Origin of the sequence: Mediterraneibacter hominis, assembly GCF_014287475.1 — a bacterium.
Taxonomy (GTDB): domain Bacteria; phylum Bacillota; class Clostridia; order Lachnospirales; family Lachnospiraceae; genus Mediterraneibacter; species Mediterraneibacter hominis.
On sequence record NZ_JACOPF010000002.1, the window covers coordinates 679,594 to 704,705 of the forward strand.

Below are 25,112 nucleotides of genomic sequence, written 5' to 3' on the forward strand. Positions count from 1 at the left end.
ATATGGCAACAGTACAACAAGTTATAGCACAGGCCCAAAAGTATATTGGGGTATCAGGAACGGATAATATATTCAATACATGGTACTGGGGATTCCACTGTTATGACGCAGGCACATATCCGTGGTGCGCTGCGTTTCAGAGCTATATTGCTAATGAATTGGGCGGATTAGGTTACGACAAAAGTGCAGCTGCTAGTGGAATATTTAACCAGCTTCCGAGGATTGCGGACAAGGATGTGCAGCCGGGGGACTATGTATGTTTTAATTGGGATGGGCGAACTGATACCTCTTGGATGGATCATATTGCGCTTGTAACGGAATTTAATTATTCAAGTGGATATATGAAAGTTATTGAAGGTAATGGTGGCAGTGGAGGAGGATGTGTCCAGGAGACTGTGTATAATAATAACAGTAGTTATTTTACTGCGTTTTGTCGTCCTCAATATACTGGAAGCAATAATGCTGTCGATGCAGACAACGGCGGTATTGATATATACTATTCCGTCATGCTGGAGGACGGTACAATCCTGCCGGAAATAAAAAACCTGGAACCGGATAGCTCCGGGGATGATTTCGCAGGAATACGAGGAAGAGAAATATACGGTATTGCTATCCGTGTGACAAAGGGAAACATCAAATATCGGGTACGCACTGTGGACGGCGTACTGCATGAATTTGTAGACGGATGCGATTTTTCAGATTACTATAACGGATATGCCGGAGACGGAGAACACGCCATTGCAACCCTGGAAGCATATCTGTACAGCCCAAACGGGGATAAATACATTTATTATCGTTTGTCGCCGGTTAATCAAGACTATTACCCATACCAAAGAGATATGGACAAGAATGCGCTGATGGATGGTTACGCTGGAAAAGTAGGAGTGCCGGTTGACCGATTGCAGATGTATATAGGCTAATAAAAATCCCCTGGGACAATCCCAGGGGAAGAATATTGTATCATCTTCAAGAAATAGGATATTTTGGTAAATGAAATAACATAGGTTTACAACACGTTTACAACAAAAAATGCCGGAAATGGCGTAAAATCGTTTAAAAAACTTAAGAAATTCTTAAATAAATTCCCATACAAATATTTCAATCTTTTCTATAGACTGGAAAAGGAGTAAATACCCGAAACAAAAAAATTAGGAAAAAGAAAAGGTGAAGGAGGGGCGGTGTGAAAAAAGTCATAGAAGTGAAAAACCTATATAAGCTATACCGTGTCGGGGACTCTGCTGTACGGGCATTAGACGGGGTGAACTTTGAGATATACGAAGGAGAATTCTGCGCTATAGTCGGAACCTCCGGTTCCGGGAAATCCACACTTTTGAATATGCTGGCGGGGCTGGAGAAGCCGACGAAAGGTGAGATCGTGATAGACGGACAGCATATAGAGGGATTGAAAGAAGATGAATTAGTTAAATTTAGAAGAGAAAATGTGGGATTTATTTTTCAGTCCTTTCACTTAATCGGAACGATGACTGCATTGGAAAATGTCGCTCTGCCGTTAAGCTTCAGAGGGGAAGCACGAGATATCCGTTTGAAAAAAGCAGATAGGATGTTGAATCTTATGAGTCTTAAGAAGCATAAGAAGCACATGCCAAATCAAATGTCAGGTGGACAGCAGCAAAGAGTGGGAGTGGCGCGCGCACTTGTGACAGATCCCAAAATTATATTTGCTGACGAGCCTACAGGTAATCTGGACTCGCATACCTCGGAAGAAGTCATGCGGCTGATGCAAAAAATTGTGCAGGAACAGAAACGGACGCTTGTCATGGTAACACACGACAATCACCTCGCAGAATACGCGGACAGAGTGTTCCATATTATAGATGGGAAAATTGTAAAGATAGAAAACTTAGGAGGGAAACACCATGAAACTGATTAAAAGGACAGTGAGCCTGCTCTGCGCGGCTTTATTGATGGCAGGAATATTTGCGCCGGCGGGAGTCAGAGCGGGAGATACAGCGATTCCGCAGATTAAACTTTCTGTGGGAAAAGGGCAGAGTACGCCTACATATAAGGCGGGCGAGAAGGTGAAACTGGAACTTAACATATCAAATCAAGGGGAAGCGCCGGCGAAAAATGTGACGGTAACGCCTGTCCTCGAAGATGCGGCGTCCTGGCCGTTTGACATCGACAGCATGAATTATGAACGGGAGTTGGAAGAAATACCGGCAGGAGGAGAGCCAAAAACCGTATCCTGGGACTTTCAGGTGCGCTCAGATGTAGAGAGCAAATCTTACCCATTGAATTTTACGATCACATATGAAGACGACTCAAATTTATTTAAAGAGAACAAGTATGTCTATGTAAAAACCGTTGCAGAACAGACAGAGGAGCAGGGCGAAACGCAAAACGGCGGAGCAGGTGAACCGTCGGGAACAGGAGATGAAGGAAGCGGCATACAGACATACGGAACGGACGACGGCGGCATAGTCAACGGCGATCCTGTAGTATCGGGCGGCGGTTCCGGGAACGCATCCGTACCTCGTGTCATTGTGACCGGGTTCAGTACAGAACCAGGGGAAGTGAATGCAGGAAGTGACTTCAAGCTGGTGGTGCATATAAAGAATACAGCGTCATGGACAGGAGTATCTAACATGCTGTTTGATTTCCAGGCTCCGTCTTCTGGTACAGAAGCAGCGGCGGAAGCGCCTGCCTTTCTTCCATCTTCCGGGTCTAGCTCTGTTTATTTGGAGAATATTCCGGCAGGGGAGACAAGGGATATTGAAATTGATTTGAATGCAAGGGCGGACTTGGTACAGAAGCCGTACAGCATCGCAATGTCGATGAAATACGAGGATGGAAGCCAGACGCAATACGAGGGAAATTCCAGTCTGGCAATACCAGTAAAACAAGCGGCAAGGTTCGAATTTAGTGAGATTAAGGCTGCCCCCGAAAGTATTGCAGTGGGGGAAGAGGCGAATATCACCTGTAGCTTATATAATACAGGGCGGATTAAATTATATAATGTAAAGGCGAAATTTCAAGGAGACGGGATCGAAGGCGATGAAATCTTTATAGGAAATCTGGAATCAGGAGCGACAGGAACAATTGACGGGATTGTGACAGGCACCTCTGAGACAACAGAAAATGCCAAATGTAAAATGGTGGTAAGTTATGAAGACGAAGCAGGAAAAGCATCTACAGTAGAAAAAGAATTCTCCCTGGGAGTGACTGCACAGGCAGAACCGGCAGATATGTCGGCAATGATGCCGCAGGAAGATGAAAAAGGATTTCCCCTCCTGCCTATCCTTTTGATTGTTCTGCTTCTGGTGATCGCAGTTATAGTGGTGATAGTCATTAAGGTGAGAAAGAAAAAGAAGACAGTCATGGAAGAGGAGGAGTTGTTAGATGAGGTGGACCGATTTATTGAGGATGAGCATATCGAGCCTTAGGCGCCGGAAGCTTCGTACATTTCTGACAATTCTCGGCGTGGTAATCGGAACGGCCTCGATTGTGGTGATGATTTCCCTTGGACTTGGCATGCAGGAATCTGTGTACAGAGAAATCGAACAGTCTGGGGGGATGACAAGTTTGACTGTCACAGGAAAGCAGACTGATACTGGTATGTACAGTTCTTCTTTGGGAAGTGAGGAGGAGTCAGATAAATATATTACAGATGAAGTGATTGCGCAGCTAAGGGAGATGGAACATGTAAAAAGCGCCGAGCCGGTTCTCAGTCTGAATGCAGTCGCCCTGAAAGGAAAATATATCGGCTACCTGGAATTAAGGGGAATGACACCGGAAGGATTAAAACAGTTGAAAATGGATCTGGCGCCGGGCGGAACGCTCCCAGATCCGGACAGCCAGAATTTAGATCTTGTAGTGGGAAACGGGGTTATCCAGTCCTTCTATGAAGAATCTACAGGCAAGGGCTACTGGGATACGGGCGAGTTGCCGGATATTGATTTTATGAAAGACCAGATGTTTCTTATCCTGGATGAAAGTACCTATTTTCAGTCTCAGGAGAACACAGATATGGGAACCGGTAGCGAAAACGGGGAAAATGTACAGAATGGTGGCGCAGCTTCTGCTCTAAAGAAAACAGCCAAAAAATATGTGGTAAAGGCAAGTGGAGTAATAGAGGGAGACATTAATGCATATAACGCGAACTATTATTACGTATACTGTGATTTGGACACATTAAAAGAGATGCTGAAAAAAGAATTCAGAGGAAGTGTGATTCCTGGACAGCCAAGTACGAAGTCAGGGAAACCTTACAGCAAGTTTGTGTATTCTTCGGCAACCGTACAGGCGGATGACATGGAGGAAGTAGATGCGCTTTCAGCACAGATACGGGAGATGGGCTACAATGTATCAACAAATGCAGAGTATATGGAAAGCATGAAAAAGCAGTTTGCAATGGTGCAGGCGGTGCTGGGAGGTATTGGTGCGGTATCCCTGCTCGTGGCAGCGATAGGAATCGCAAATACAATGATGATGTCTATCTATGAAAGAACAAAGGAAATAGGGGTTATGAAGGTGATTGGGTGCAGCCTGAAAAATATCAAACAGATGTTTTTGCTGGAGGCGGCATTTATAGGATTTGTAGGAGGCGTGATCGGAAGTGTACTAAGCTTTCTGATGTCTTTTGTGATTAACTTCCTAACTGGAAACGGAAGCGCTATAGGGCTGGATGGCAATATATCTTATATACCACCGTGGCTTATGGCGGCTGCCCTGGCTTTCGCTGTACTGGTAGGGATGACGGCAGGCTATTTCCCAGCGAAAAGAGCAATGCGTCTAAGTCCGCTTGCCGCGATAAGAAATGAATGATAAAAGAGTGAACACAGCTATTCCTCTATAATTTGAATTTCCAGATAATCAAAATCAATAGAATCTACAAAGTTATCCTGGTAAAAACGTGCTTTATCATGCCGTTTAAATTCAGAAATAGTTGAGTCCAGCCAGATTGGCTTGCTTAAATCAAATTCGTAACAGATGGCATCCAGCGCATTGAAAATTTTATGCGTGCGTGTGTCATCTGTTTCGTCACAGATTACAGTGTCTCTAAGCATTCGATTGTCTTTAAATTCTTTTCCCCATAAACGAAACATAGTTCTTTCCTTTCTATATTCTATACGGCGTCAAAATGTGAATTCTTTTCGTACAAGAGAATTCCTGTATTTTTGATTTCCTGGAGAAGATCTTCTGAAAGGGGATTCTCCAGAACAGTGATTTCGATTTTAAGAAATGTCGGCGCTGTTTTTCTTACATCAAGAGAAAATGCGGCGGTATGCCGTCCGCTGACTGCAAGCTGTATACTGCTCTTGGCAGAGAACGTACCTTCTGCTCTGGGGCCAAACAGCAGTACTTTCTCTAAGTGATGCTTCTGAGCGAGAAAACAAATTTCGTGAAGTACTGACGGCTTAATTCCTGTATTGGGAAGATGCTTCATGGCGGACGGCTCCTTTCTTATAATAATATCGGATTTCCAGTATTGTCTGTGGACATTCTATCATAATTTATATACAGGCTCAAGGAAAGATTTCTTGCGTATGACGAAATAGTATGGCGTTTTCTTTCTGGATGCTATAAAAATTATTTGGCAAATACAGACATGATGTCCGAGAGGAGACATCTACCCACAGTATGGAAAGGATATAGGGGGATAAATGCCAGTATTCGGTTTGACAATCTGTAAATGATGATATATAATGCAGAAAGAATATAAACAAAAGAAAAAGGGTTGACAGAGAAAATGTTGAAGAATAACATTTTGACAGACAGACAGACAGACAGACAGACAGACAGACAGACAGACAGACAGACAGACAGACAGACAGACAGACAGACAGACAGACAGACAGACAGACAGACAGACAGACAGACAGACAGACAGACAGACAGACAGACACTAAGCAGGTAGAAAGACCTGTTTTATTTTGCGTACAGAAAAATAGAAATATGATCTTTTGCGGGCGTATACCGTCATGCCATTTTTAATGGTGTGGCGGTATTTTTGTGTTTTTATAAGAAATGTTAAATGGAAAAGATTCTTAATAATATACATAGATACGTTATTTTTTATATCAGAAAATAAGAAATTTTTAGGGGGGGGGGGTAGAACCATAAGAGGCGGTTTTCCTTCCCCCGAAGAGGTTTTAGAAGCTATGAAAAAAAACATACTGATACTGGCTACAGTAGGGGGCTTCCTTATGAAGTTTGAAACGGAGAATGTAAAGCTCCTGCAAAGCCTGGGATATAGAGTGCATTATGCGGCGAATATGAGAGAACAGCATTATCTGTTTGAGGAAACAAAGCTAAAGGAAATAGGGGTAGAAGCACACCATATTGATATCGAGCGTTCTCCTTATATGGTACGGGAAAATAAAAAAGCATTTGATCAGCTTTTAGATATAATCGATAGATTCGAAATATCTATGATTCATTGTCATACGCCGGTGGGAGGCGTGCTGGGACGTCTTGCAGGAAGATACTTTAAGAAGAAAAATATAATAGTAATATATACGGCTCATGGCTTTCACTTCTACAAAGGCGCTCCTCTGCTGAATAATACAGTGTACTATCTTGTAGAACGTTTTCTGGCAAGATATACGGATATACTTATTACTATCAATAAAGAAGATTATAGTGCTGCCGGCAGATTTTGTCTTAAGAAAAAGGGAAAAGTGTATCTGGTTCCCGGAGTTGGTCTGGATATGGAATATTTTCATCCGCTGTCGGGAGAAGAAAAGAAAAAGAACAGGGAGAGTATGGGAAATGCGGACAGATTCTTTCTTGTTACAGTAGGAGAACTCAACGAAAATAAAAACCAACAAATTATCTTAAAGGCGCTGCACAGAATGAAAATTCAGAAAAGAGATATATCGGGGATTGTGTATGGAATTTGTGGAGACGGATTTTTTTATGACAGAATACGAAGGCAGATAGAGGAGATGGGATTAAGTGAAAATGTAAGCCTGTACGGATATCAGACAGATGTAAGAAGAATTGTGGGCTGTGCGGACTGTTTTGTGTTTCCTTCCATAAGAGAAGGGCTTGGAATGGCGGCGCTGGAGGCTCTGTCTATGGGGATTCCGGTAGTAGGGGCAGATAACAGAGGAACGAGAGAATACCTTAGGCATAAGGAGAATGGATATATCTGTCAAGGCAGAGACGAAAACAGTTTTATACAAGGTATAGAATTTATAAAAAACCAGTCTGTGGAACAAAGGAAAGCAATGCAGATAAGATGCAGGGAATCCGTTGGAAGCTTTGCTAAAAAACAAGTAAAGAGAAAGATGGAAATAATATACCGGAGAATGAAAGATGAAGATATCGGTGATTATGGGGGTATATAATCCAGACGAAAAAAGACTTAAGGTGTCTATACAGTCTATACAGGAACAGACGTTAAAGGACTGGGAGCTGCTTTTATATGATGATGGTTCAGATGAAAGATACGCAGAGAAGATATATATGTTTTCACAGATGGACAGAAGGATACGCTGGATACGCAGCAGGGAAAACAAGGGACTTGCCTTTGCCTTAAATCAGTGTATCAGGCGGGCGGAAGGAAAGTATATTGCAAGGATGGACGACGACGATATTTCACTGCCCCTGCGGTTAGAACGGCAATGCCGGTTTTTAGAGGAAAACCCAGAGTATGGATGGGTAGGAACAAATGCCGGGCTGATAGATGACACCGGAATATGGGGGGAAGAAAAGCTTCCAGAACTTCCAGAGGCAAAGGATTTTCTAAAGTATTCTCCCTACATACATCCTTCTGTAATGTTTTCAAGAGAAATACTGGAGAATTGCGGAGGGTACTGTATATCGAAGGCAACAAGGAGATGCGAGGATTATGAACTATTCATGCGGCTGCACGCGGCAGGAATGCAGGGGTATAACTTACAGGAGAAGCTGTTTTTATATAGGGAGGGCAAGGATAGTTATGGAAAAAGGAAAATCACGTACCGCTTTTGTGAAATGCAGATACGGTGGCAGGGGTTTAAGCGTCTGCGTATTCTGAAATTCACCACACTGCCATATGTATGCAGGCCTTTAGCAGGGGCTGTACCCGGTATAAAAACAGCGCGGCGTATGATGAGGAGGAAGAAGGATGCTGTTCCAGGAACAACGGGAAAAGGCAAGACTGGAATTATATAGAAAATATTTAAAAGAAGAAGACAGGTATTGTCCAACGGAAAATACAGGAAAAAAAGAGCCGGGGGGAAAAAAAACAGACAGAGAGAAAGACCCTGTTTGGGAAATAGGAAACTATGTAATGGGGCCTGTATTAAACGCGTTTGTATTGTGGGTGCTTAGGCAGGCACTGCAAAGCGGAAAAAAACGGCTTTATTTTCTCGCCAGGGACGGATATTTCATGTATAGGGCCGCGTTGGTCTATAAGGAACGGTTAGGACTTGACATCGATTGCCGGTATGTGGCCTGTTCCCGCTATGCTTTGCGGCTTCCTATGTTTCATCTGAATGAAAGGGAAGCGCTGACATATATATGCAGGGATAGCATAGGGCTGAATATGGAGAGAGTTCTTAACCGTGCGGGGCTAAAGGAAACAGAAAAAGAAGAGGTACTTACTATACTGGGCAGGACAGGAAAAGAGAGTGTTTCCTACGCACAATTAAAAGAACTAAAAAAAGAACTGTCTGCTTGTGGGGTTTTTATGAATGCCATGAGAAGGCGTTCGTTGGAAGCGATGCCGGCGCTCTGTGGGTATCTTGCACAGGAAGGGTTTCTGGAGTGTGTTCCTGATGCCGTAGTAGACAGTGGGTGGGTAGGCTCCATGCAGAAAACATTACAAGAGGTTCTAACATATATGGGGCGTAAAGAGGAACTGGAGGGATACTATTTCGGCTTATATGAGCTCCCGTGGGGAGTGAAAAGACAGAGGTATCATTGCTATTATTTTAGCCCGGAAGGACAGCTCTGTGAAAAGGTGAGATTTAATAACAATGTATTTGAAAGCTTCTTCAGCGCACCTCATGGCATGACTTTGGGATATAAACAAAGAGGTGGGAGGTTTGCGCCGGTGTATGGGGAGATAAGTCTGGAAAGAAAAAGATATATGGAGAGACTTGAAAAGGTTTTGATGCAGTATATACAGCAGGCGGCAGAACGAGTAGAGGATATAAGGCAGACAGACTGTGAAAATAGAAAAGGACTGAAAAAAACACTGGGGCTTTTTATGGGAAAACCAACAAGAAAGGAAGCAGAACAGTGGGGAAGACTACAGTTTTGCGACGACGTGCTTGAGTATGGCGAAGAAGCGTTAGCGGTTAAGATGAGCCGGAAAGAATTAAAAGAAAATCATCTGATCAGCAAGCTGGCATTTCTGCTGGGAATCCGGAAGAAAAGTATAAAAGAAAGCGCTTGGTATGAAGGAAGCGCGGTGCGGTGTGCCAGGCATCCGGGGTATCACCTTATACAGTACAGTATGTATAAATACCTGCTTTATATAAGGCAAATATATATGTGGAGAAGAAAAAATGGCAGGAAAGAGAAAAATGGAGCGTAGAAAAAGACAGAATATGACAGAGAAAGAAAGAAATGAAAAAAGGAGACAGTATATTTTTGTCATCCAGGAGCTCACATCCAGGGAGATCAAAAGGAAATATTCCAGATCCTACCTGGGGATATTGTGGAGTGTACTTAATCCACTTCTGTCGATGACGGTACTATCTTTGATTTTTTCACAATTGTTTAAACGTTCCATCGAGAACTTCCCGATCTATTATCTGACAGGATATATTTTATGGCAGATGTTTACAGGAGCGACAAATGCGGCGATGACGACATTGGTTGATAATAAAAATATGTTGATCAAAGTAAGGCTTCCGATGGAAATTTTTGTAATAGCGCGTGTATATACGGCGCTGACAAATTTAGGCTATTCAGGGCTGGCTTATATGGTAATGCTTGTTGTTTTTCAGGTGACTCCCCAAATAACGATGCTGTTTTTTCCCTGTATTGTCTTATGTTTATTGTTTTTTACAATGGGAATTTCTTTTGTTTTAGCAGAAGCATATGTATTTTTTGGAGATGTGAAGCACCTATATTCTGTTTTGCTGACGTTGTGGATGTATTGTTCAGCCATTTTTTATCCTATAGAAAATTTGGAGGGGGTTATTAGAACGGTGATTGAATTTAATCCTATTTATAACTATATAGACGCGATGCGCAGCATTATGATGTACGGCGTTATGCCGCCTGTATGGGAAATTATCCGCATGGCGGTATGGGCGGCGGTTGTATATGCAGCAGGATATTATATATTCCGGAAAAATAAAAATAAAGTTATGCAGAAAATATAGAGGGAGCCGTATGCAAAGAAAAGGGAAAAAATGGCTTGCAGTCCTATTTACAGCGGCAGTAAGCCTGACAGTAGTTTTTTTAACCGGAGAAAAAGAAATAAAAGCGGCAGGAGAAACCGCCAGTTTCGGATCGGAGTCCTATGAATGGGTACAAGGGGAGGAATCACCAATCGGAGTGTATGTTTCCTCGGATAATCCGGTGTATTTTGCAGAAATGACCGTAGTGTATGATCCGGAGATGCTGCAGTACAGTTCCGGCGCCGGTCTGGAAGCAGAAGGACGGGTAAGAGTAGAAACAGGAGGGGGAGGAAATACAGAAGTCAGTCAGATGCTCTATTTTATTCCCCTGCGGTCAGGTAGGACAGAGATTACGATTGAGAGTGTCACTGTACAGTACGAATCGGGAGAAACAGCTTCCGCCGCCGCGGCGTCTGTACCTGTTACAGTTGCGTTGGCGGAAGGGTGTGCGCTGAACGCTCTGGCCATAGACGGAGAGCCGCTGAAAGAGTTCAGGCCGGACACATTTTCTTATACTCTGGACGTAGGTGCGGACACAGAGAGAATAACAGTGACGGGAACTCCGGAGGCAGATACAACTACGGTGAGTGTATCGGATACAGAACTTGCTTTGGGAAGCAATACGATACAGATTACAACGACAAATGAAGAGGGGAGTCAGGCGCTCTATACACTGACAGTAAACCGGGCAGAGCCGGCAAAAAGCCCACCGGAACAGAAAATGGCAGAAGAGGAGAAAGGTACGGCTTCGAAAGCAGAAGTAATTCAGGAGAAAGACATCGAAAGCGGCACAGCAGCGGAGAAAATGATTCTATTCATTTTGCTGGCATTGTTTTTTATTCTTGTTGTGTTACTCCTTATTCTAATACACATTTTAAGGAAAAAGAGAAGGTATAGATATAGAGCTGTAAATAAAAGACAGCATCATAAGAAAATGCAAGATTTGCAGCAAAAGGTCACAGAAAATTTACAGGAACAGCAAGAAGAACATATAGAGATTGACGTACAGCATGTGACAATGGAATTTAAACGAGAAAAGGATGAGGCGACCAGCATCAAGGAGCTTCTAATCCGGACGATTAAGAAGCAGAGAAGCTATGAAATGTTTAAAGCGCTGGATGACGTAAGTTTTACAGTACATAAAGGAGAAGTGGTGGGCATCATTGGGACAAATGGTTCCGGAAAAAGTACCTTGTTAAAAATCATATCGGGTGTGCTTGCGCCAACCAAAGGAAAGGCAGTGGTAGACAGAAGCAAAATACAGCTTCTGACACTGGGAACAGGGTTTGATTTTGAACTGACAGGGCGGGAGAATGTATATCTGAACGGGGCGATTATCGGTTATACGAAGGAGTTTATAGATGAGAAATACGAGGAGATCGTAAAATTTGCGGAGCTGGAAGGATTTATGGAGGAGAAAGTAAGAAACTATTCCTCCGGTATGGTGTCGAGGCTGGGATTTGCTATTGCAACTATCCGGGATACGCCGGAGATCCTGATTCTGGATGAAGTGTTAAGCGTAGGGGACATGTTTTTCCAAAAGAAAAGTACGGCAAGAATTAAAGAGATGATGAACGGAGGTTCCACTGTGTTAATTGTATCCCATTCTACTTCCGTTATTAAAAGTAATTGTACAAAGGCAGTATGGATAGAGAAAGGAAAATTAAGAGCAGTGGGAGAACCGGAAATGGTGTGTGAAGCATATCAGAAAATGTAAAAAGACAGGAGGACATATGAACATTGCAATAATTCTGGCTGGAGGGACAGGCACTAGAATGGAACAAGATATTCCGAAGCAGTTTATCCATGTTTATGACAAACCTATTCTTATATATACACTTGAGAATTTTCAGAAACATCCGCTTGTCGACGCTATAGAGGTTGTGTGTATTGACGGATGGCATGATGTAGTGAGGGCATATGCGAAACAATTAGGGATAAGTAAATTAAAGTGGATAATTTCAGGCGGAAATACGGTACAGGAATCTATAAGAAACGGAGTCTTTCATTTAGAGAATTACTGTGAGGATGACGATATCATAATTGTTCATGATGGAATAAGGCCGCTTGTAGAGACTTCTGTATTGACAGATGTGATTGTTAAGTGCCGGCAGTTTGGAAATGCAGTGACGTCTATGCCATATAATGAACAGATATTTATCGTAAAGGACGACAGGACCACATCCCAGTATATTCCAAGAGAAACACTTAGAAAAGTAGCGACGCCTCAGGCTTATAAATTCAAGAAGATCGACAGGGCCTACCATAAGGCGTTTGAGAAAAAAATCGGTATATATGGTTCCTCATACACAAATACAATGATGGTAGATTTGGAGGAGAAGCTCTATCTCGCGGCAGGTTCTGACAAAAATATAAAATTGACTACAAAAGAGGACATTGAGCTGTTTAAAGCATATCTGCAAAAAGAAAAGAAGGATTAGATGAAAAAGGGAATTGTATATATGAAATTTTATGAAGATAAGCTTTATTTAGAAGATCTTACATTTATATGTAAATTGAAAATACCGTGGGAAAAGCTGCGAAACCAATCAATGCTGATATCTGGAGCCGCGGGAATGATAGGAAGCTTTCTGATCGACGCAATTATGACAAAGAATAAATCTGGGTTGAATTGTAAAATTTATGCGATAGGACGTGACCAGGAACGGGCAAAAAGAAGATTTTATAAATGGCGGTATGATAAGAATTTTAAATTTATAAAACATGACGTGAATGAATCTATGGAAAACCTTGAATTTGTCTATGCAGACTATGTCCTTCATCTTGCAAGTACAACACATCCTGTGGCATATGCGCTGCGTCCGATTGAAACAATTATGACGAATGTGACGGGGACGAAAAACATGTTGGATTTTACAGTAAACTGTCAGGCGAAAAGAATGATTTTCGCATCGTCGAATGAAATATATGGGGAAAATAGAGGAGACACAGAAACATTTGATGAAAAGTATTGCGGCTATATAGACTGTAATACTCTAAGAGCAGGATACCCGGAGAGCAAGCGGTGTGGAGAAGCCTTGTGTCAGGCGTATATTGCACAAAAAGGAATAGATGCTGTAATTCCAAGGTTCACGAGAAGCTATGGAGCAACGATGCTGGAAACGGATACAAAAGCGTTGAGCCAATTTATAAAGAGAGGACTGGCAAAAGAAGATATTATATTAAAAAGCTCCGGCACGCAGTACTATTCTTACACCTATGTAGCGGACGCAGTGGCAGGGTTGCTTACTGTACTGCTGTGTGGGGAAAAGGGCGCTGCTTACAATATTGCGGATAAGAACTCAGATATAATGCTGAAAGACCTGGCGGCTATGGTAGCGGATATATGCGGAACACAAGTAATATTTGACAAGCCGGACGAAACAGAAATAAGAGGATACAGCAGGGCAACAAAGGCTAGGCTGGATGAAACAAAACTAAAAGAACTTGGATATCATGCACATTATCCCATTAAAAGTGGAATTGAGAGGACAATAAAAATATTGAGATATCCAAGGGGCACACCGTAACGTATTCCCTTTGGGATGACGGGCTTCGCCCGATAAGATATTGGTTTAATAATTAATAAAAATAGAAAGAAGAAAAGGAGATACATAGTATGACAAACATGGAAAAGTATAAAAAAACCTTTATGGAGGCGTTTGACATTAAGGATGAAAACGAGGTGGAAGCTTTAGAATATATGGGAATAGAGGCATGGGATTCTGTAGGCCATATGACGCTGGTTGCGCTGTTGGAGGATGCCTTCGATATTATGATGGATACCGATGACATCATAGATTTGAGTTCGTATGCAAAAGGAATAGAAATACTTAAAAATAATTATAACGTAGAGTTTTAGAAAGTACTTTATATTGATAAAAACAGGCAGGTGAGGGAGAAAAATATGACTGAGGAACAAGAAGGGCTTTTGAAATTATTAAAAGAAATTAACGTCATATGTAAAGAGAATGATATTAATTTTTACCTTGCCGGAGGCAGCTTTATAGGAGCGATCCGTCACGGTGGGTTTCTCCCATGGGATGATGACGCAGATATACATATGACTCGCTCCTCGTATGAAAAGTTTAAAAATATTGTAAACCACAGAATAGAAAACAGGCTGGTTGTCTCGAAGGAAGAATATCCGGAATATCCTCAAATACATCCGAGATATATGGCGTTAGGGTCCACAACCATATTGAGAAGTACATTTACAACATCAACTCCGCAGGGACAATTTGTGGATATCTTTATACTGGACTCTATTCCGGATGATATACAGAAGCAGGAAAAATATACAGAAGATTATAACCTGTACCTTGAACTGATTACAGAAGTTTTCATACAGGATTCCCGGAGGAGCAGCGGATTAATTAAAAAGTACAACAGATATTGTCGTCCGGGTAAATACAAGGACAAGGAGGCTATATGCAGAAAGATGTCGAAGAAGCTATTTAGCTATCCAGAGGATACCAGCCGGCATTACCATATCAGATCTCCTCAAGCCCCGCAATCTATAATCAAAAAAGAAATTTTTGGTGTTCCGCGCTATGTCTCGTTTGAGGATACTTTTTTGCCTGTGGCAGAAAACGCGGAGAAGCTTCTTAGAGAGGCATACGGTGCAGACTGGTTTGAAGTACCGGAAATCAATAAAGTATCAGAACATATTTTCATAGAAGACCAGGAGCTTCCCTATACGGTATATGAAAAATCATATATCACAAGATTTGACACGAAGAAACACATGGAAGATGTATTAGAAAGAAAAAATATATGGTTTCGTGTATTAAACCAGAGAAATCATGTAAACCCGTTGACACACTATATAAAAGGAATGCCGCTTATATACGAGACAGAATGTTTTATTAAAGCCCATGAAATCGATCTGGATGCATGGATAAAAGCAAAGAAATATGAGGATCTTAATTTACTGTTCAATTCTATTTATAAATACATGGAACAAAGTCATGTAAAATACTGGAATGTTTTACTTGCAATGTCCGAAAGTTTACTCTATGCATCTGTTTATCCAAAGGTGATGCTGGGAGAGTATTCCATGCCGAAACAATTGATGGACATGTACAGAAAAGAGCGTCCGTTGAGTTCACGTCTGGAGAGGATGTATGAGTATGCGCAAGCCACAGAGAGTCTGCTGGAAAGTATATATACGGATAAAGATTACGTACTGGCAAAAGAAATCGTTGAAAAGTACATAGAACAAATGCCGGAAAATATTTATTTTGCGAGGGCGCAGATAAAATTATTACTTTTGGAAGCGAACAGAGAGAACGTAAACGATATAAGGGAAAAATTAGAAAAACATTTTTTGGATTTTCCCGAGGATCCTGAACTGGGAAAATACAGGGGCGACATATATTTACTTTGTGGAATGGAAGCACAGGCAGGACAGTGCTACAGAAGAGAAAAATATTTGTTAAGAAATGGGATTGAACTGAAAGATTTAAAAGCAAAAGATGCGTTTATAGAGGAGAACCAGAAATGCTGAGAGGAAAAAGTGAATTAGAACATATATGTAGGGAAATGAGGAAGGATATTCTTCGGATGTCCTGGTCAGCCGGTGATTCCGGAATGCATTTTGGGGGTGCATTATCAATTATAGAAATTGTCTGTGTATTATACCTCGAGGTGATGCGGTGGTCAAAGGATGAGACAGAGAAAGAGACGCGCGGACGTTTTATATTGAGTAAAGGACATGGAGTCCCAGCAGTATATGCGGTTCTTAGACAAGCAGGAGTAATCGGAGCGGAGGAATTAGACACATTCAAAAAGGATGAAACCCGTCTGCCTGGACATCCATGTATGGATAAAAGCCTGGGAATAGAATTTTCTTCGGGAAGCTTAGGGCAGGGATTATCCCTTGGAGTGGGGAGTGCGATCGCATTAAAAAGAAAAAAGAATCCTGCAAAAGTGTATGTATTATTAGGCGACGGAGAATGTGATGAAGGCGCCGTATGGGAGGCGGCTATGTCCGCGCACCAGTATGGACTGAATAATCTTGTGGCGATTGTTGACAGAAATAAATTACAGTACGACGGGGACACAGAGAAAATTATGGGTCTGGGTTCTCTGGAAGAAAAATGGAGAAGCTTTGGCTGGGAGGTTATTTCCATTGACGGACATGATGTGGAACGTTGTTACAGCGCTTTGACATATGCGAGCAGGAAGCCACTGGCGATCATTGCAGATACAGTGAAAGGAAAAGGTATTTCATTTATGGAAAATGAGATGATTTGGCATCATAGAAAAATGACGAAAAGCCAGGAAAAAGCGGCGATGGAGGAATTGGGATTTGCTGGAATTTAATGAAAGAAATATCAAAACATGGGCTATGACCGGCCCAAGCGGAGCATTAGGGATGGCGGCATTGGATATTGCGGGAGAGAAAGAGGATTTTGCTGTAGTTACATCGGATTTATGTTATTTTTCGGGATTGGATAAGCTGAAAAATAAATATCCCGAAAAACTGATTAATGTTGGGATAGCAGAACAGAACATGATCAATGTGGCGGCGGGAATGGCAAAAGAGGGAATGTCTGTATTTGCAACGACATATGCGACCTTTGCAGCCCTACGCGCGCTTGATCAAGTTAAGGTCTCCATGGGGTATATGAAACTGCCGGTAAAATTAATTGGTCTGACTTCCGGGTTTTCAGTCGGAATTCTGGGGGCGACCCATATGAGTGTGGAAGACATAGCTGTTATGAGGACAATTCCGAATTTGGTAATCTTTTCGCCGGCAGATTGTACGGAGACAGTAAAGTGCCTGTATGAGGCACAGAAGATGGATTTGCCGGTTTACATACGTATGGGTGGAGGACAGAGAAACCCTGTAATTTATGACAAAGATTATGAGTTTATAGCAGGCAAAGCGATAGCATTGCAAAAAGGGAAAGATATTCTGATTATCGCTACAGGGGCCATGGTCAATGAAGCGCTGAAGACAGCAAAGCTGCTTGAAGAAAAGCAGTTTACATGTACGGTTTTAGACATGCACACGATTAAACCGATTGATAAAGAAGCAATATTAGAGGGTGTGAAATATAAGCTTATCATTTCTATAGAAGAGCACAGTATAATCGGGGGATTGGGATCGGCAATAGCAGAAACCTTAGCGCTGACCGAACAGAAACCCAGACATCTGATCGTAGGAGTAGAGGATCAGTATCCGCATGCGGCCGGCTATGAATACTTAAAAGAAAAAAGTGGGTTAACCGCCCCGCAAATATGCAGACGGGCTTTGCAATGTCTGAATCATGATTTATAGGCTTCAAATGACAGGAGGTATAAGATGACAAGAGAACAGGGGGTTGTATTGTCATTACTGGATGAAATAGATGAAATATGTGATGAAACAGGAATTAAATATTACCTTATAGAACATCAGCTGCATAATGCTTTATTACAAAAAGGAATAAGCGGGTATTCTGCGGATGTAGCGATGTCATGGAAAGACTTTTCTGTGTTTCGGGCATATATACAGAATTATAAGAAGGGAGCAAGAGAATTCGAAGGGCTTGAGAATAATAGAAAGATGCCGGGCTTATTTTACAGGTATGTAGACAGCCGGACATTGCTGCTGGATTTAGATTATGCACAGGCATATACAAAATTTGGGATCGCTGTAAATATCCATATTATTCAAAAAGAGAGCAAACTTTTCCGCGCCCTTTCTTTTGCAGACAGATGTATCCGTATCGGCGGCAGCAGGAATGTACTGGACAGCAAAAAGAAAAAAGCGGTATATGCGGGTATAAAGGCTCTTCAAAAAATAATGCCGCATGTATGGCAAAAGGGTCTGCATAAATTGTTTGAAAAAAATTGCTGGACAGGGGAAAACGGTCAGAAACCCACGATACTTGCAGATATTCTCTGGGGAGCCGTACTGCCGGGAAATTTTAACCAGGGAATACAGAAAATATGGCTGAGCGGACACCTCTATCATACTGTTAAGAGTCCGGAAGCCTACATGGAACGAAGATACGGCGCAGGATGGAGAACAAAAAAATTATCTCCGCCTGCAGAATCTTATATGGTTTCAACCAATCCATATGTTCCATATAAGGAATTTATGGAACAGGCATACATAAAGAAGATGAATAGAAAATTTTATAAAGACAGGCGGAGGTTTCTGCGTGTTTTTAAGAATGAATTTAAGGAGTATGACGCGAAAGAAAAGGAAGGGTGGAAGTATCTTTTTGCGGCAGAGGCCAGGATTCAATGTTGGAAAAAATATATGCCTGTAAAGGAGGAACTGCTTAGAAAATGGGAAGAAGGAAAGCAGGATGAGGTTATGCTCGAACTGGAGGATTACAGAGTAGCTGTAGGCGAATATAAAAACAGTGCAATGGTGCCATGCTTTGATCCTGACATCTGGTATATGTATATGACATGGCTTCAGGAAAACCGCTGGGATGCTCTGGCGGTGGAATTGGAACGTAAAGTGTGGAAAGAACATTTACAGCCGATCCGGACCGAGGAAACAAACCGGTGGCTCGACTCAAAGAAAGAAGACTTCTGTACGGAATCATAATGAAGAAAGAGAAGAAAAAAGATGAAGCAGGAAACAATAACCATAGAAAATACTATATATGCGGCGTCCCATATTGAGGAGACGGGATATCTGATAAAAGCGGAGGATATGCTTCTGCAGGAAATACGGGATAAAAGTATCGTCTGTAAAGGGTATATAAATGATTTTTCAGAAATCAGCCGTATTTTAGTTGCTTTTGCCAGACGAATTTCCGATGGGGCGGATTTTCATATATTGCTTGATAAAAAAATGATATTTAAAAAAGCAATTAAAAACAGTATTGAAACATTAAATATTGAGGAACGGGTACATTTTATCTCTTTGACGGAAGAAGACGAAAAGCAATGTGCAGAATGCATAGAGCTGCCGTCTATTGCATTGGGAAATCTATACTTCGATAAAAAACGAGAATTTGTAAAGAACGATATAGCTGATATTTATACGAAATTTATAGAGACAGGCTTATAGAGGACAATTATGGACAGAAACACAGAGATATATGGATATAAAAAGTATCAATTTTATAGTGAGCCGATTGAGAGAGACAAGATAGTAATCAATACGAATGTATTGTTTTTTGGAGCCGGTTCGGTGCTTAAGCGGCTCGTGGAAAAAAAGCTGCAGGACGGGAACAAGGTGTTTCTTGTAGCGGCGAATATAGAAGCATTTAAGACGGGACTCAATATCTCCCGGAAGGCGGATAAGCTGTACTTCCTGATAGACGGGTCGGTGGAGTGCGTTCGGGCATACGCGACAGCGAAAGAAATATATGGCTTTGGAGAGTTGCCGGATTACTATATAAAGCGAGAAGAACAAGAGGTTTTTTTGTATGAATATCCGGACGCGCTGAAGGCACAGAAATATAAGGGGAAAAAAGAGTTTTTCGGGCTGCAGTCCAGATATCGCGCGTCGCATGTGGAAGCTGTTACAGCGGACAAACTATGTGCGTTTATGGAAGAAAAGGAAAAAGATACTGTGCTGGTTCTTTTTACGGCGGACAGCTTTCTGTACAAAGGTAATTTGGCAAATTTGGTCTCTTTCGACAGAACGGTACGTGGATATGCCGCTGAAAAAGGATTAAAACTAAAATACTATGTACCGATTCCCATATGGCTGAAAGGGAAAAAAATGGGACATCTTCTTTCACAGGAGGATTTGATTCCCAATACTGCGGATGTGACAGAAATATTATCTTCGACGGCTCTATTGGTCACAAATAATAAAGAAGCGATTAAACTTTCCTGCGTCTGCGGTATGCCGGGTGTGCTCTATACAGGACGCGCGGGAATCGATCTAGGAGAATCCGTCAGATGTGCATATACGGTATCGGAAATAGCGGCTGAAATGAAAGCATTTTTGTCTGATTTGAATAAAAGAGAATATAAAAGAAAGTCTCTCGCCAAATTAAAGGAATTTGATGAATTATATGTAAAGGAGAAAAAAGCATATCATACTTGTCATAGAAAGATACTCTTGTCAATGGACTGGGAGCTTATCGGAAAGTACACAAAATTTATGCAATACTGGGTTCTGAACGCGCAGGAGAAAGGAAGCGAAATACAAGTTTTATTCAGAACAAATAATCTTAAGAATTTCTATAACAGGGCTATAGAACTGCCGCCGGAGCTTACGATATTTGTTCACACCGGAGCGCTTATGTTTCCGGAAGAACAGTGGAAGATGATTGTGACCGGCAAGATTCCGGAAGAAAGAAATGAAGAAATCGCATATGGTATCAGGCAGGAATGGACAAGGACTATCGGCGTTCAAAAGTTTGACAGAGCTCTGCTTGCAGACAGTACAAACGGATTTTGGAAACAGATGAATCATTATGCGCCGGCAGAAAATATAGATGTTGTATCTAACAGTGAGATGTTGGGAACCATTTCCTTTTTATTTGAGCCAGGCTGGCTGAAGGATAAGGTGGGAGATTCGAATTTGCTGGCAGAATCCCAAATCAAAGGGGAAGCATACTACTATCTTGGGAAAAAGGCCGAGCAGTCTTATTTTATTAAAAAAGTTTTTTCCGCAGATAGTTTTACGCTGTGTTTTTATGACGGAAAGAATAAAGAATTTTGCAGAAACAGATGTATACTGTCGAAGCAGAAAGAATGCCCTGTGATCGTATGTAATATATCGGGAACAGGCGCCTTGTTCGACGCAAAACTGGAAGGAATTATAGAGTTGCCGTTACAGGCTCCGTCTATGTCTCTCTTGCTTCGGTGTAAAAAATTTATTTCATCGTCAGATAACGGGTATGTCATGATGGCATCTTTTCTGGGGATACCGACACTGTCGCCGAATGGGAACGTGTATATGACGGCCCCGGTGCCGGAACGAATGAAGTTTATGGAGAACAGCTTTTGGTCCTCCTGGATTTGGGATGAGTCAATTCCATTGCCCACGGAGGATATAACGTGAATGATAGATGCAATTTAAGAGTAGGAGGTATATGAGCTGTGCTAAAAGGGAAAAACGCGGTTGTGACAGGGGCCAGGCGCGGTATTGGAAGGGCGACTGTAGAAGTGTTCGCGAAAAATGGGGCGGCGGTCTGGGCATGCGCCAGAAGATATGATGAAGGCTTTGAAAAAGATATGATGGAACTTTCGAGGAAATATCATGCAGATATCCTTCCGGTGTATTTTGATATTACAGACGAGGGGCAGATTAAGGAAGCCGTAAAAACAATAAAAAGCCAGAAAAAACAAGTGGATATTTTAGCAAATATAGCGGGAACTGCTGATTTTAGCAAGAGCTTTACAATGAATTCCGTTGAAAGTATGAAAAGAATTTTTGACATTAACTTTTGGGGAATGACAGTGCTTACACAATATATATCCCGCCTTATGATTCGGAACAATAGAGGCAGCATTGTCAATGTGTCGTCTATTGCAGCGATAGAAGGTACGCCGGCGCAGTATGAGTACGCGGCCAGTAAAGCCGCAGTGAACGGGGGAATGCGGCAGCTTGCGTGGGAGATGCAGAAATACGGGATACGAGTCAATACTGTTGCGCCGGGGATCATTGCTACAGATATGGGAAACCAGATTGAAGATGAATTAAAAGAGACTGTATTAAAACATATCATTATGCAGCGAGAGGGGAGTCCGCAAGAGGTTGCAAACGTTATTGCTTTTTTGGCCAGCGATTTGTCCAGCTATATGACCGGGCAAATTATAAGAGTTGATGGGGGGGGGGTAAACGGTTGGAGGAAATAGGAATATGAAGTTGTTTTGTTTTACCTATGCAGGCGGAACGGCAGCCTTCTATGACGAATTAAAAGAATTACTGTTTCCATCTGGAATAGAAATAAGAGCGATTGATTACGCCGGTCATGGAAGCAGGCGGTCTGAAGAACTATATAAAAATTTTGACGATTTAGCATGCGACCTTTATAAAACCGTTATAAATGAAATCTATGATCAGGAAGAGTATGCACTCATGGGATACAGTATGGGAACAATTGCAGTGGCAGAGGTGATGAAGCTTATATGTAAGGAGAAGGTGAAGCAGCCTGTACATATTTTTCTGGCCGCACATGAGCCCGCAACAAAGAAAGAAGTATTGAATCCGGATAGCAAGGAAGCAGACGTGTATATAAAGAATCTGGTTATGAGATTCGGGGGAGTTCCGGAAAAGCTTTTGAAAAATGAAGTTTTCTGGAGAACCTATTTACCGTTATATAAAGGGGATTTTCAACTTATCTGGAAGTATGATTTCAGTAAGTTAGAACTAAAGACAGATGTTCCGGCTGCCATCTTTTATACAGAAGAGGATACGCCAAGAGATAAGCTCTGCGGCTGGAATGAGTACTTTGTCAGCCGGAATGAATATTATCAATTTGAGGGAAATCATTTTTTTATAAAGAAGCATTGTAAAGAAATAGCAGAAATTATAGTGAAAAATTTAAAAGGAAGACAAGGCAATGGAATTTGAAAAATTATTAGAGATTTCTCCTTATGCGTTATCAAAGGAAGAAAAAGAAACAATAATGACAGAAAGATTGACAGAACTGACAGAGCTGCATAGAGAGAATTGCAGAGAGTACAGAAAAATCTTAGAGGCTGTTGCATATAATCCCCAGAAAGTGAAGTCATATAAAGATATTCCCTTTTTGCCGGTACGTCTTTTTAAAGAGAGAGAATTAAAAAGTATTTCAAACGAGAAAATTGTGAAGGTCATGACATCTTCCGGGACGTCCGGTCAGGCGGTATCAAAAATATATCTTGATAAAAAAACGTCTGGAAACCAGCAGAAGGCGATGGTGAAAATCGTGAATGACTATACAGGATCCGGACGTATGCCGATGGTGATATTGGACTGTCCGTCTGTAGTCAAAAATAGAAATATGTTTTCGGCAAGGGGAGCCGGCATATTAGGCTTTTCAATATTTGGGGCGAAAAAAATATATGCGTTAAACGACGACATGCAGCTGGATGTAGAGGGACTTAGAGATTTCCTGAAACAATATCAGAATCAAAAAATTTTGCTTTTTGGATTTACTTTTATGGTCTGGCAGTATTTTTATAAGGAGCTGCTCCGGTTAAAAGAAAAGGGTGTTACATTTGATTTCTCTAATGGGATTTTGATTCATGGAGGCGGTTGGAAAAAGCTTATCAATGAGGCTGTCAGTCCGAACGTATTTCATGACAAATTAAAGTGTGTATGCGGACTCGATTCTATCCATGATTATTATGGAATGGTAGAGCAGACGGGATGTATCTATATGCAGTGCGAGTGCGGGCATCTGCACGCCAGCCTGTTTTCAGATGTAATTATTCGCAGACCGGAGGATTTTTCGGAATGTGGTATTGGAGAGAGAGGAATTATACAGGTTGTATCAACCATCCCAGAATCTTATCCGGGACATTCTTTACTTACGGAGGACGAGGGAATAATTCTGGGAGAGGACGACTGCCCATGCGGAAGAAAAGGAAAATATTTTAAAATCTTTGGAAGATTGAAGAATGCGGAAATAAGAGGGTGCAGCGATACCTATGCGGCCGGGTGGGATAAAAATCAATCTTCTCATACAGAAGGTGAACATAAGATTTTAAGTAAGGTTACATATTTGACAGGAAATGAAGATCTTCTCAAAAAGATGAAGACGGTCCCTGCAAAGGAGCCCTTTGATAAAGGCATAATGGAGTTTTTGAGCGATTTATCGAGAGAGCTTATAAGAACACCGGAAGCAAAGGTATTTCCGGATGTGATATCTTTCGGATTCTGGCTTCGAAATTCTTCTATGAAGGAGCTAAAACAAAGATTTGGATTTAAAGATGGAAATGTCCATGTGGGCAGGGGGATAGCTTTTCATATTGCGCCGTCGAACGTGCCTGTTAATTATGCGTATTCGTTAGTTTCTGGGTTATTATGCGGAAATGCAAATATTGTCAGAGTTCCAACCAAAGAGTTCGCGCAGGTTACGATTATCAACACTGCGATAAAAAAAGTGTTAGAAGCACATCCCGAAATCAAGCCTTATATCTGTCTGGTAAGATATGAACGCGACTACGATATAAACAATTTGTTATCGGATATGTGTGATGTAAGAATTGTCTGGGGAGGCGATGCGACAGTAGGAGAATTGCGGAAATCAAAATTGCCGGTACGGGCTTCAGAGGTTACGTTTGCAGACAGATATTCTCTGGCAGTAATTGATTCAGACGCTTATATGCTTATAGAGGACAAGGATAAAACAGCGACAGACTTTTATAACGATACATATCTGACAGACCAAAACGCATGCACCAGCCCTAAAGTAGTAGTCTGGACAGGTGCACAGAAAGAAAAAGCAAAAGAAATATTTTGGGACAGGCTGTATGCAGAAGTGAAAAAGAAATATATATTCCAGCCAATCATGGGAGTAGATAAATTGTCGCAGAGTTTTTTAGCAGCAACCGCAGAGAAAGACTTTGGGAAAGTTAAACTGCTGGTACATGAGAGTAATCTTTTAGTAAGGGTAAGGGTTACAAGGCTTTCCTCCGAGCTTATGGAATATAAAGGAAATTCAGGATACTTTTATGAGTACGACATGGAGGATGTTTTGGAGTTAGCCGATTTCTGCAATGATACACATTGTCAGACGATAGGGATTATAGGAGACAAAAAAATGGTAATGCCGCTGCTGAAGCTGGGGCTCAAAGGTGTAGACCGGGTAGTCAAAGTGGGACATACTATGGAGTTTGATTTAAACTGGGACGGATATAATCTGGCTGAGAGATTGACGCGGACTGTGGTTATATAAAGGAGGA

General features: G+C 41.7%; 24 protein-coding genes. 22 read left to right on the forward strand and 2 right to left on the reverse strand.

What is annotated here, in order from left to right; all coding sequences use genetic code 11:
• The first annotated feature begins 2 nt into the window (after positions 1-2).
• The 4 genes from H8S37_RS12790 to H8S37_RS12805 all read left to right on the forward strand — a co-directional run bounded on the left by H8S37_RS12790 (position 3) and on the right by H8S37_RS12805 (position 4,785).
• The gene (locus tag H8S37_RS12790) at positions 3-920 is read left to right on the forward strand and encodes a CHAP domain-containing protein (RefSeq protein ID WP_186876443.1); all 918 of its coding nucleotides are present in this window, start codon (positions 3-5) and stop codon (positions 918-920) included.
• 260 nt (positions 921-1,180) lie between these two features.
• Positions 1,181-1,891: an ABC transporter ATP-binding protein gene (locus H8S37_RS12795; RefSeq protein ID WP_186876444.1), complete on the forward strand. Its 711-nt coding sequence runs from the start codon at positions 1,181-1,183 to the stop codon at positions 1,889-1,891.
• Positions 1,878-3,404 carry a COG1361 S-layer family protein gene (locus H8S37_RS12800; protein WP_186876445.1) on the forward strand — a complete coding sequence of 509 codons (1,527 nt, stop codon included), beginning with the start codon at positions 1,878-1,880 and terminating at the stop codon, positions 3,402-3,404. The genes H8S37_RS12795 and H8S37_RS12800 overlap by 14 nt, the downstream gene beginning before the upstream one ends.
• The gene (locus H8S37_RS12805; protein WP_186876446.1) at positions 3,361-4,785 is read left to right on the forward strand and encodes an ABC transporter permease; all 1,425 of its coding nucleotides are present in this window, start codon (positions 3,361-3,363) and stop codon (positions 4,783-4,785) included. The genes H8S37_RS12800 and H8S37_RS12805 overlap by 44 nt, the downstream gene beginning before the upstream one ends.
• A 17-nt stretch (positions 4,786-4,802) precedes the next feature.
• Here H8S37_RS12805 and H8S37_RS12810 read toward each other — a convergent pair whose 3' ends face one another.
• The gene (locus tag H8S37_RS12810) at positions 4,803-5,066 is read right to left on the reverse strand and encodes a hypothetical protein (RefSeq protein WP_186876447.1); all 264 of its coding nucleotides are present in this window, start codon (positions 5,064-5,066) and stop codon (positions 4,803-4,805) included.
• Between the two features lie 20 nt (positions 5,067-5,086).
• Entirely contained in the window at positions 5,087-5,407 is a 321-nt protein-coding gene (locus H8S37_RS12815) for a nucleotidyltransferase domain-containing protein (RefSeq protein WP_186876448.1), read from the reverse strand.
• Positions 5,408-5,710: 303 nt separating this feature from the next.
• Between H8S37_RS12815 and H8S37_RS12820 the strand changes: the two genes are divergently transcribed.
• The 18 genes from H8S37_RS12820 to H8S37_RS17545 all read left to right on the forward strand — a co-directional run bounded on the left by H8S37_RS12820 (position 5,711) and on the right by H8S37_RS17545 (position 25,105).
• Positions 5,711-5,878, forward strand: a complete 168-nt coding sequence (locus H8S37_RS12820; RefSeq protein ID WP_186876449.1) for a hypothetical protein — start codon at positions 5,711-5,713, stop codon at positions 5,876-5,878.
• Positions 5,879-6,122: 244 nt separating this feature from the next.
• Positions 6,123-7,313 carry a glycosyltransferase family 4 protein gene (locus H8S37_RS12825; protein WP_186876450.1) on the forward strand — a complete coding sequence of 397 codons (1,191 nt, stop codon included), beginning with the start codon at positions 6,123-6,125 and terminating at the stop codon, positions 7,311-7,313.
• The gene (locus H8S37_RS12830; RefSeq protein WP_243207179.1) at positions 7,282-8,121 is read left to right on the forward strand and encodes a glycosyltransferase; all 840 of its coding nucleotides are present in this window, start codon (positions 7,282-7,284) and stop codon (positions 8,119-8,121) included. Before H8S37_RS12825 ends, H8S37_RS12830 begins: the two co-directional genes overlap by 32 nt.
• Positions 8,075-9,490, forward strand: coding sequence for a hypothetical protein (locus H8S37_RS12835; protein ID WP_186876451.1), 1,416 nt, complete (start codon positions 8,075-8,077; stop codon positions 9,488-9,490). Before H8S37_RS12830 ends, H8S37_RS12835 begins: the two co-directional genes overlap by 47 nt.
• On the forward strand, positions 9,462-10,286 hold the full coding sequence (locus tag H8S37_RS12840; RefSeq protein WP_243207180.1) for an ABC transporter permease: 825 nt from the start codon (positions 9,462-9,464) through the stop codon (positions 10,284-10,286). Before H8S37_RS12835 ends, H8S37_RS12840 begins: the two co-directional genes overlap by 29 nt.
• A 10-nt stretch (positions 10,287-10,296) precedes the next feature.
• A complete protein-coding gene (locus tag H8S37_RS17540) occupies positions 10,297-12,021 on the forward strand; it encodes an ATP-binding cassette domain-containing protein (protein ID WP_186876452.1) in 1,725 nt (574 codons plus the stop codon).
• 16 nt (positions 12,022-12,037) lie between these two features.
• Positions 12,038-12,745 (forward strand): IspD/TarI family cytidylyltransferase, encoded by a 708-nt coding sequence (locus H8S37_RS12850; protein ID WP_186876453.1) that lies wholly within the window; start codon positions 12,038-12,040, stop codon positions 12,743-12,745.
• Positions 12,746-13,834 carry an NAD-dependent epimerase/dehydratase family protein gene (locus tag H8S37_RS12855; protein WP_243207181.1) on the forward strand — a complete coding sequence of 363 codons (1,089 nt, stop codon included), beginning with the start codon at positions 12,746-12,748 and terminating at the stop codon, positions 13,832-13,834.
• Positions 13,835-13,923: 89 nt separating this feature from the next.
• Positions 13,924-14,166: an acyl carrier protein gene (locus tag H8S37_RS12860; protein WP_186876454.1), complete on the forward strand. Its 243-nt coding sequence runs from the start codon at positions 13,924-13,926 to the stop codon at positions 14,164-14,166.
• A gap of 45 nt (positions 14,167-14,211) precedes the next feature.
• The gene (locus H8S37_RS12865) at positions 14,212-15,813 is read left to right on the forward strand and encodes a LicD family protein (protein WP_186876455.1); all 1,602 of its coding nucleotides are present in this window, start codon (positions 14,212-14,214) and stop codon (positions 15,811-15,813) included.
• The gene (locus tag H8S37_RS12870; RefSeq protein WP_186876456.1) at positions 15,807-16,631 is read left to right on the forward strand and encodes a transketolase; all 825 of its coding nucleotides are present in this window, start codon (positions 15,807-15,809) and stop codon (positions 16,629-16,631) included. Before H8S37_RS12865 ends, H8S37_RS12870 begins: the two co-directional genes overlap by 7 nt.
• Positions 16,618-17,592 carry a transketolase family protein gene (locus H8S37_RS12875; RefSeq protein ID WP_207723946.1) on the forward strand — a complete coding sequence of 325 codons (975 nt, stop codon included), beginning with the start codon at positions 16,618-16,620 and terminating at the stop codon, positions 17,590-17,592. The genes H8S37_RS12870 and H8S37_RS12875 overlap by 14 nt, the downstream gene beginning before the upstream one ends.
• A gap of 24 nt (positions 17,593-17,616) precedes the next feature.
• Positions 17,617-18,858 carry a hypothetical protein gene (locus H8S37_RS12880; RefSeq protein ID WP_186876457.1) on the forward strand — a complete coding sequence of 414 codons (1,242 nt, stop codon included), beginning with the start codon at positions 17,617-17,619 and terminating at the stop codon, positions 18,856-18,858.
• A gap of 21 nt (positions 18,859-18,879) precedes the next feature.
• Positions 18,880-19,326, forward strand: a complete 447-nt coding sequence (locus tag H8S37_RS12885; protein ID WP_186876458.1) for a hypothetical protein — start codon at positions 18,880-18,882, stop codon at positions 19,324-19,326.
• Positions 19,327-19,335: 9 nt separating this feature from the next.
• Positions 19,336-21,279: a hypothetical protein gene (locus tag H8S37_RS12890; RefSeq protein WP_186876459.1), complete on the forward strand. Its 1,944-nt coding sequence runs from the start codon at positions 19,336-19,338 to the stop codon at positions 21,277-21,279.
• 38 nt (positions 21,280-21,317) lie between these two features.
• Positions 21,318-22,076: an SDR family NAD(P)-dependent oxidoreductase gene (locus H8S37_RS12895; protein ID WP_186876460.1), complete on the forward strand. Its 759-nt coding sequence runs from the start codon at positions 21,318-21,320 to the stop codon at positions 22,074-22,076.
• A gap of 4 nt (positions 22,077-22,080) precedes the next feature.
• Complete coding sequence (locus tag H8S37_RS12900) at positions 22,081-22,794, forward strand: thioesterase II family protein (RefSeq protein WP_186876461.1); 714 nt, start codon at positions 22,081-22,083, stop codon at positions 22,792-22,794.
• On the forward strand, positions 22,784-25,105 hold the full coding sequence (locus tag H8S37_RS17545; protein ID WP_186876462.1) for a LuxE/PaaK family acyltransferase: 2,322 nt from the start codon (positions 22,784-22,786) through the stop codon (positions 25,103-25,105). Before H8S37_RS12900 ends, H8S37_RS17545 begins: the two co-directional genes overlap by 11 nt.
• Positions 25,106-25,112: the final 7 nt, after the last annotated feature.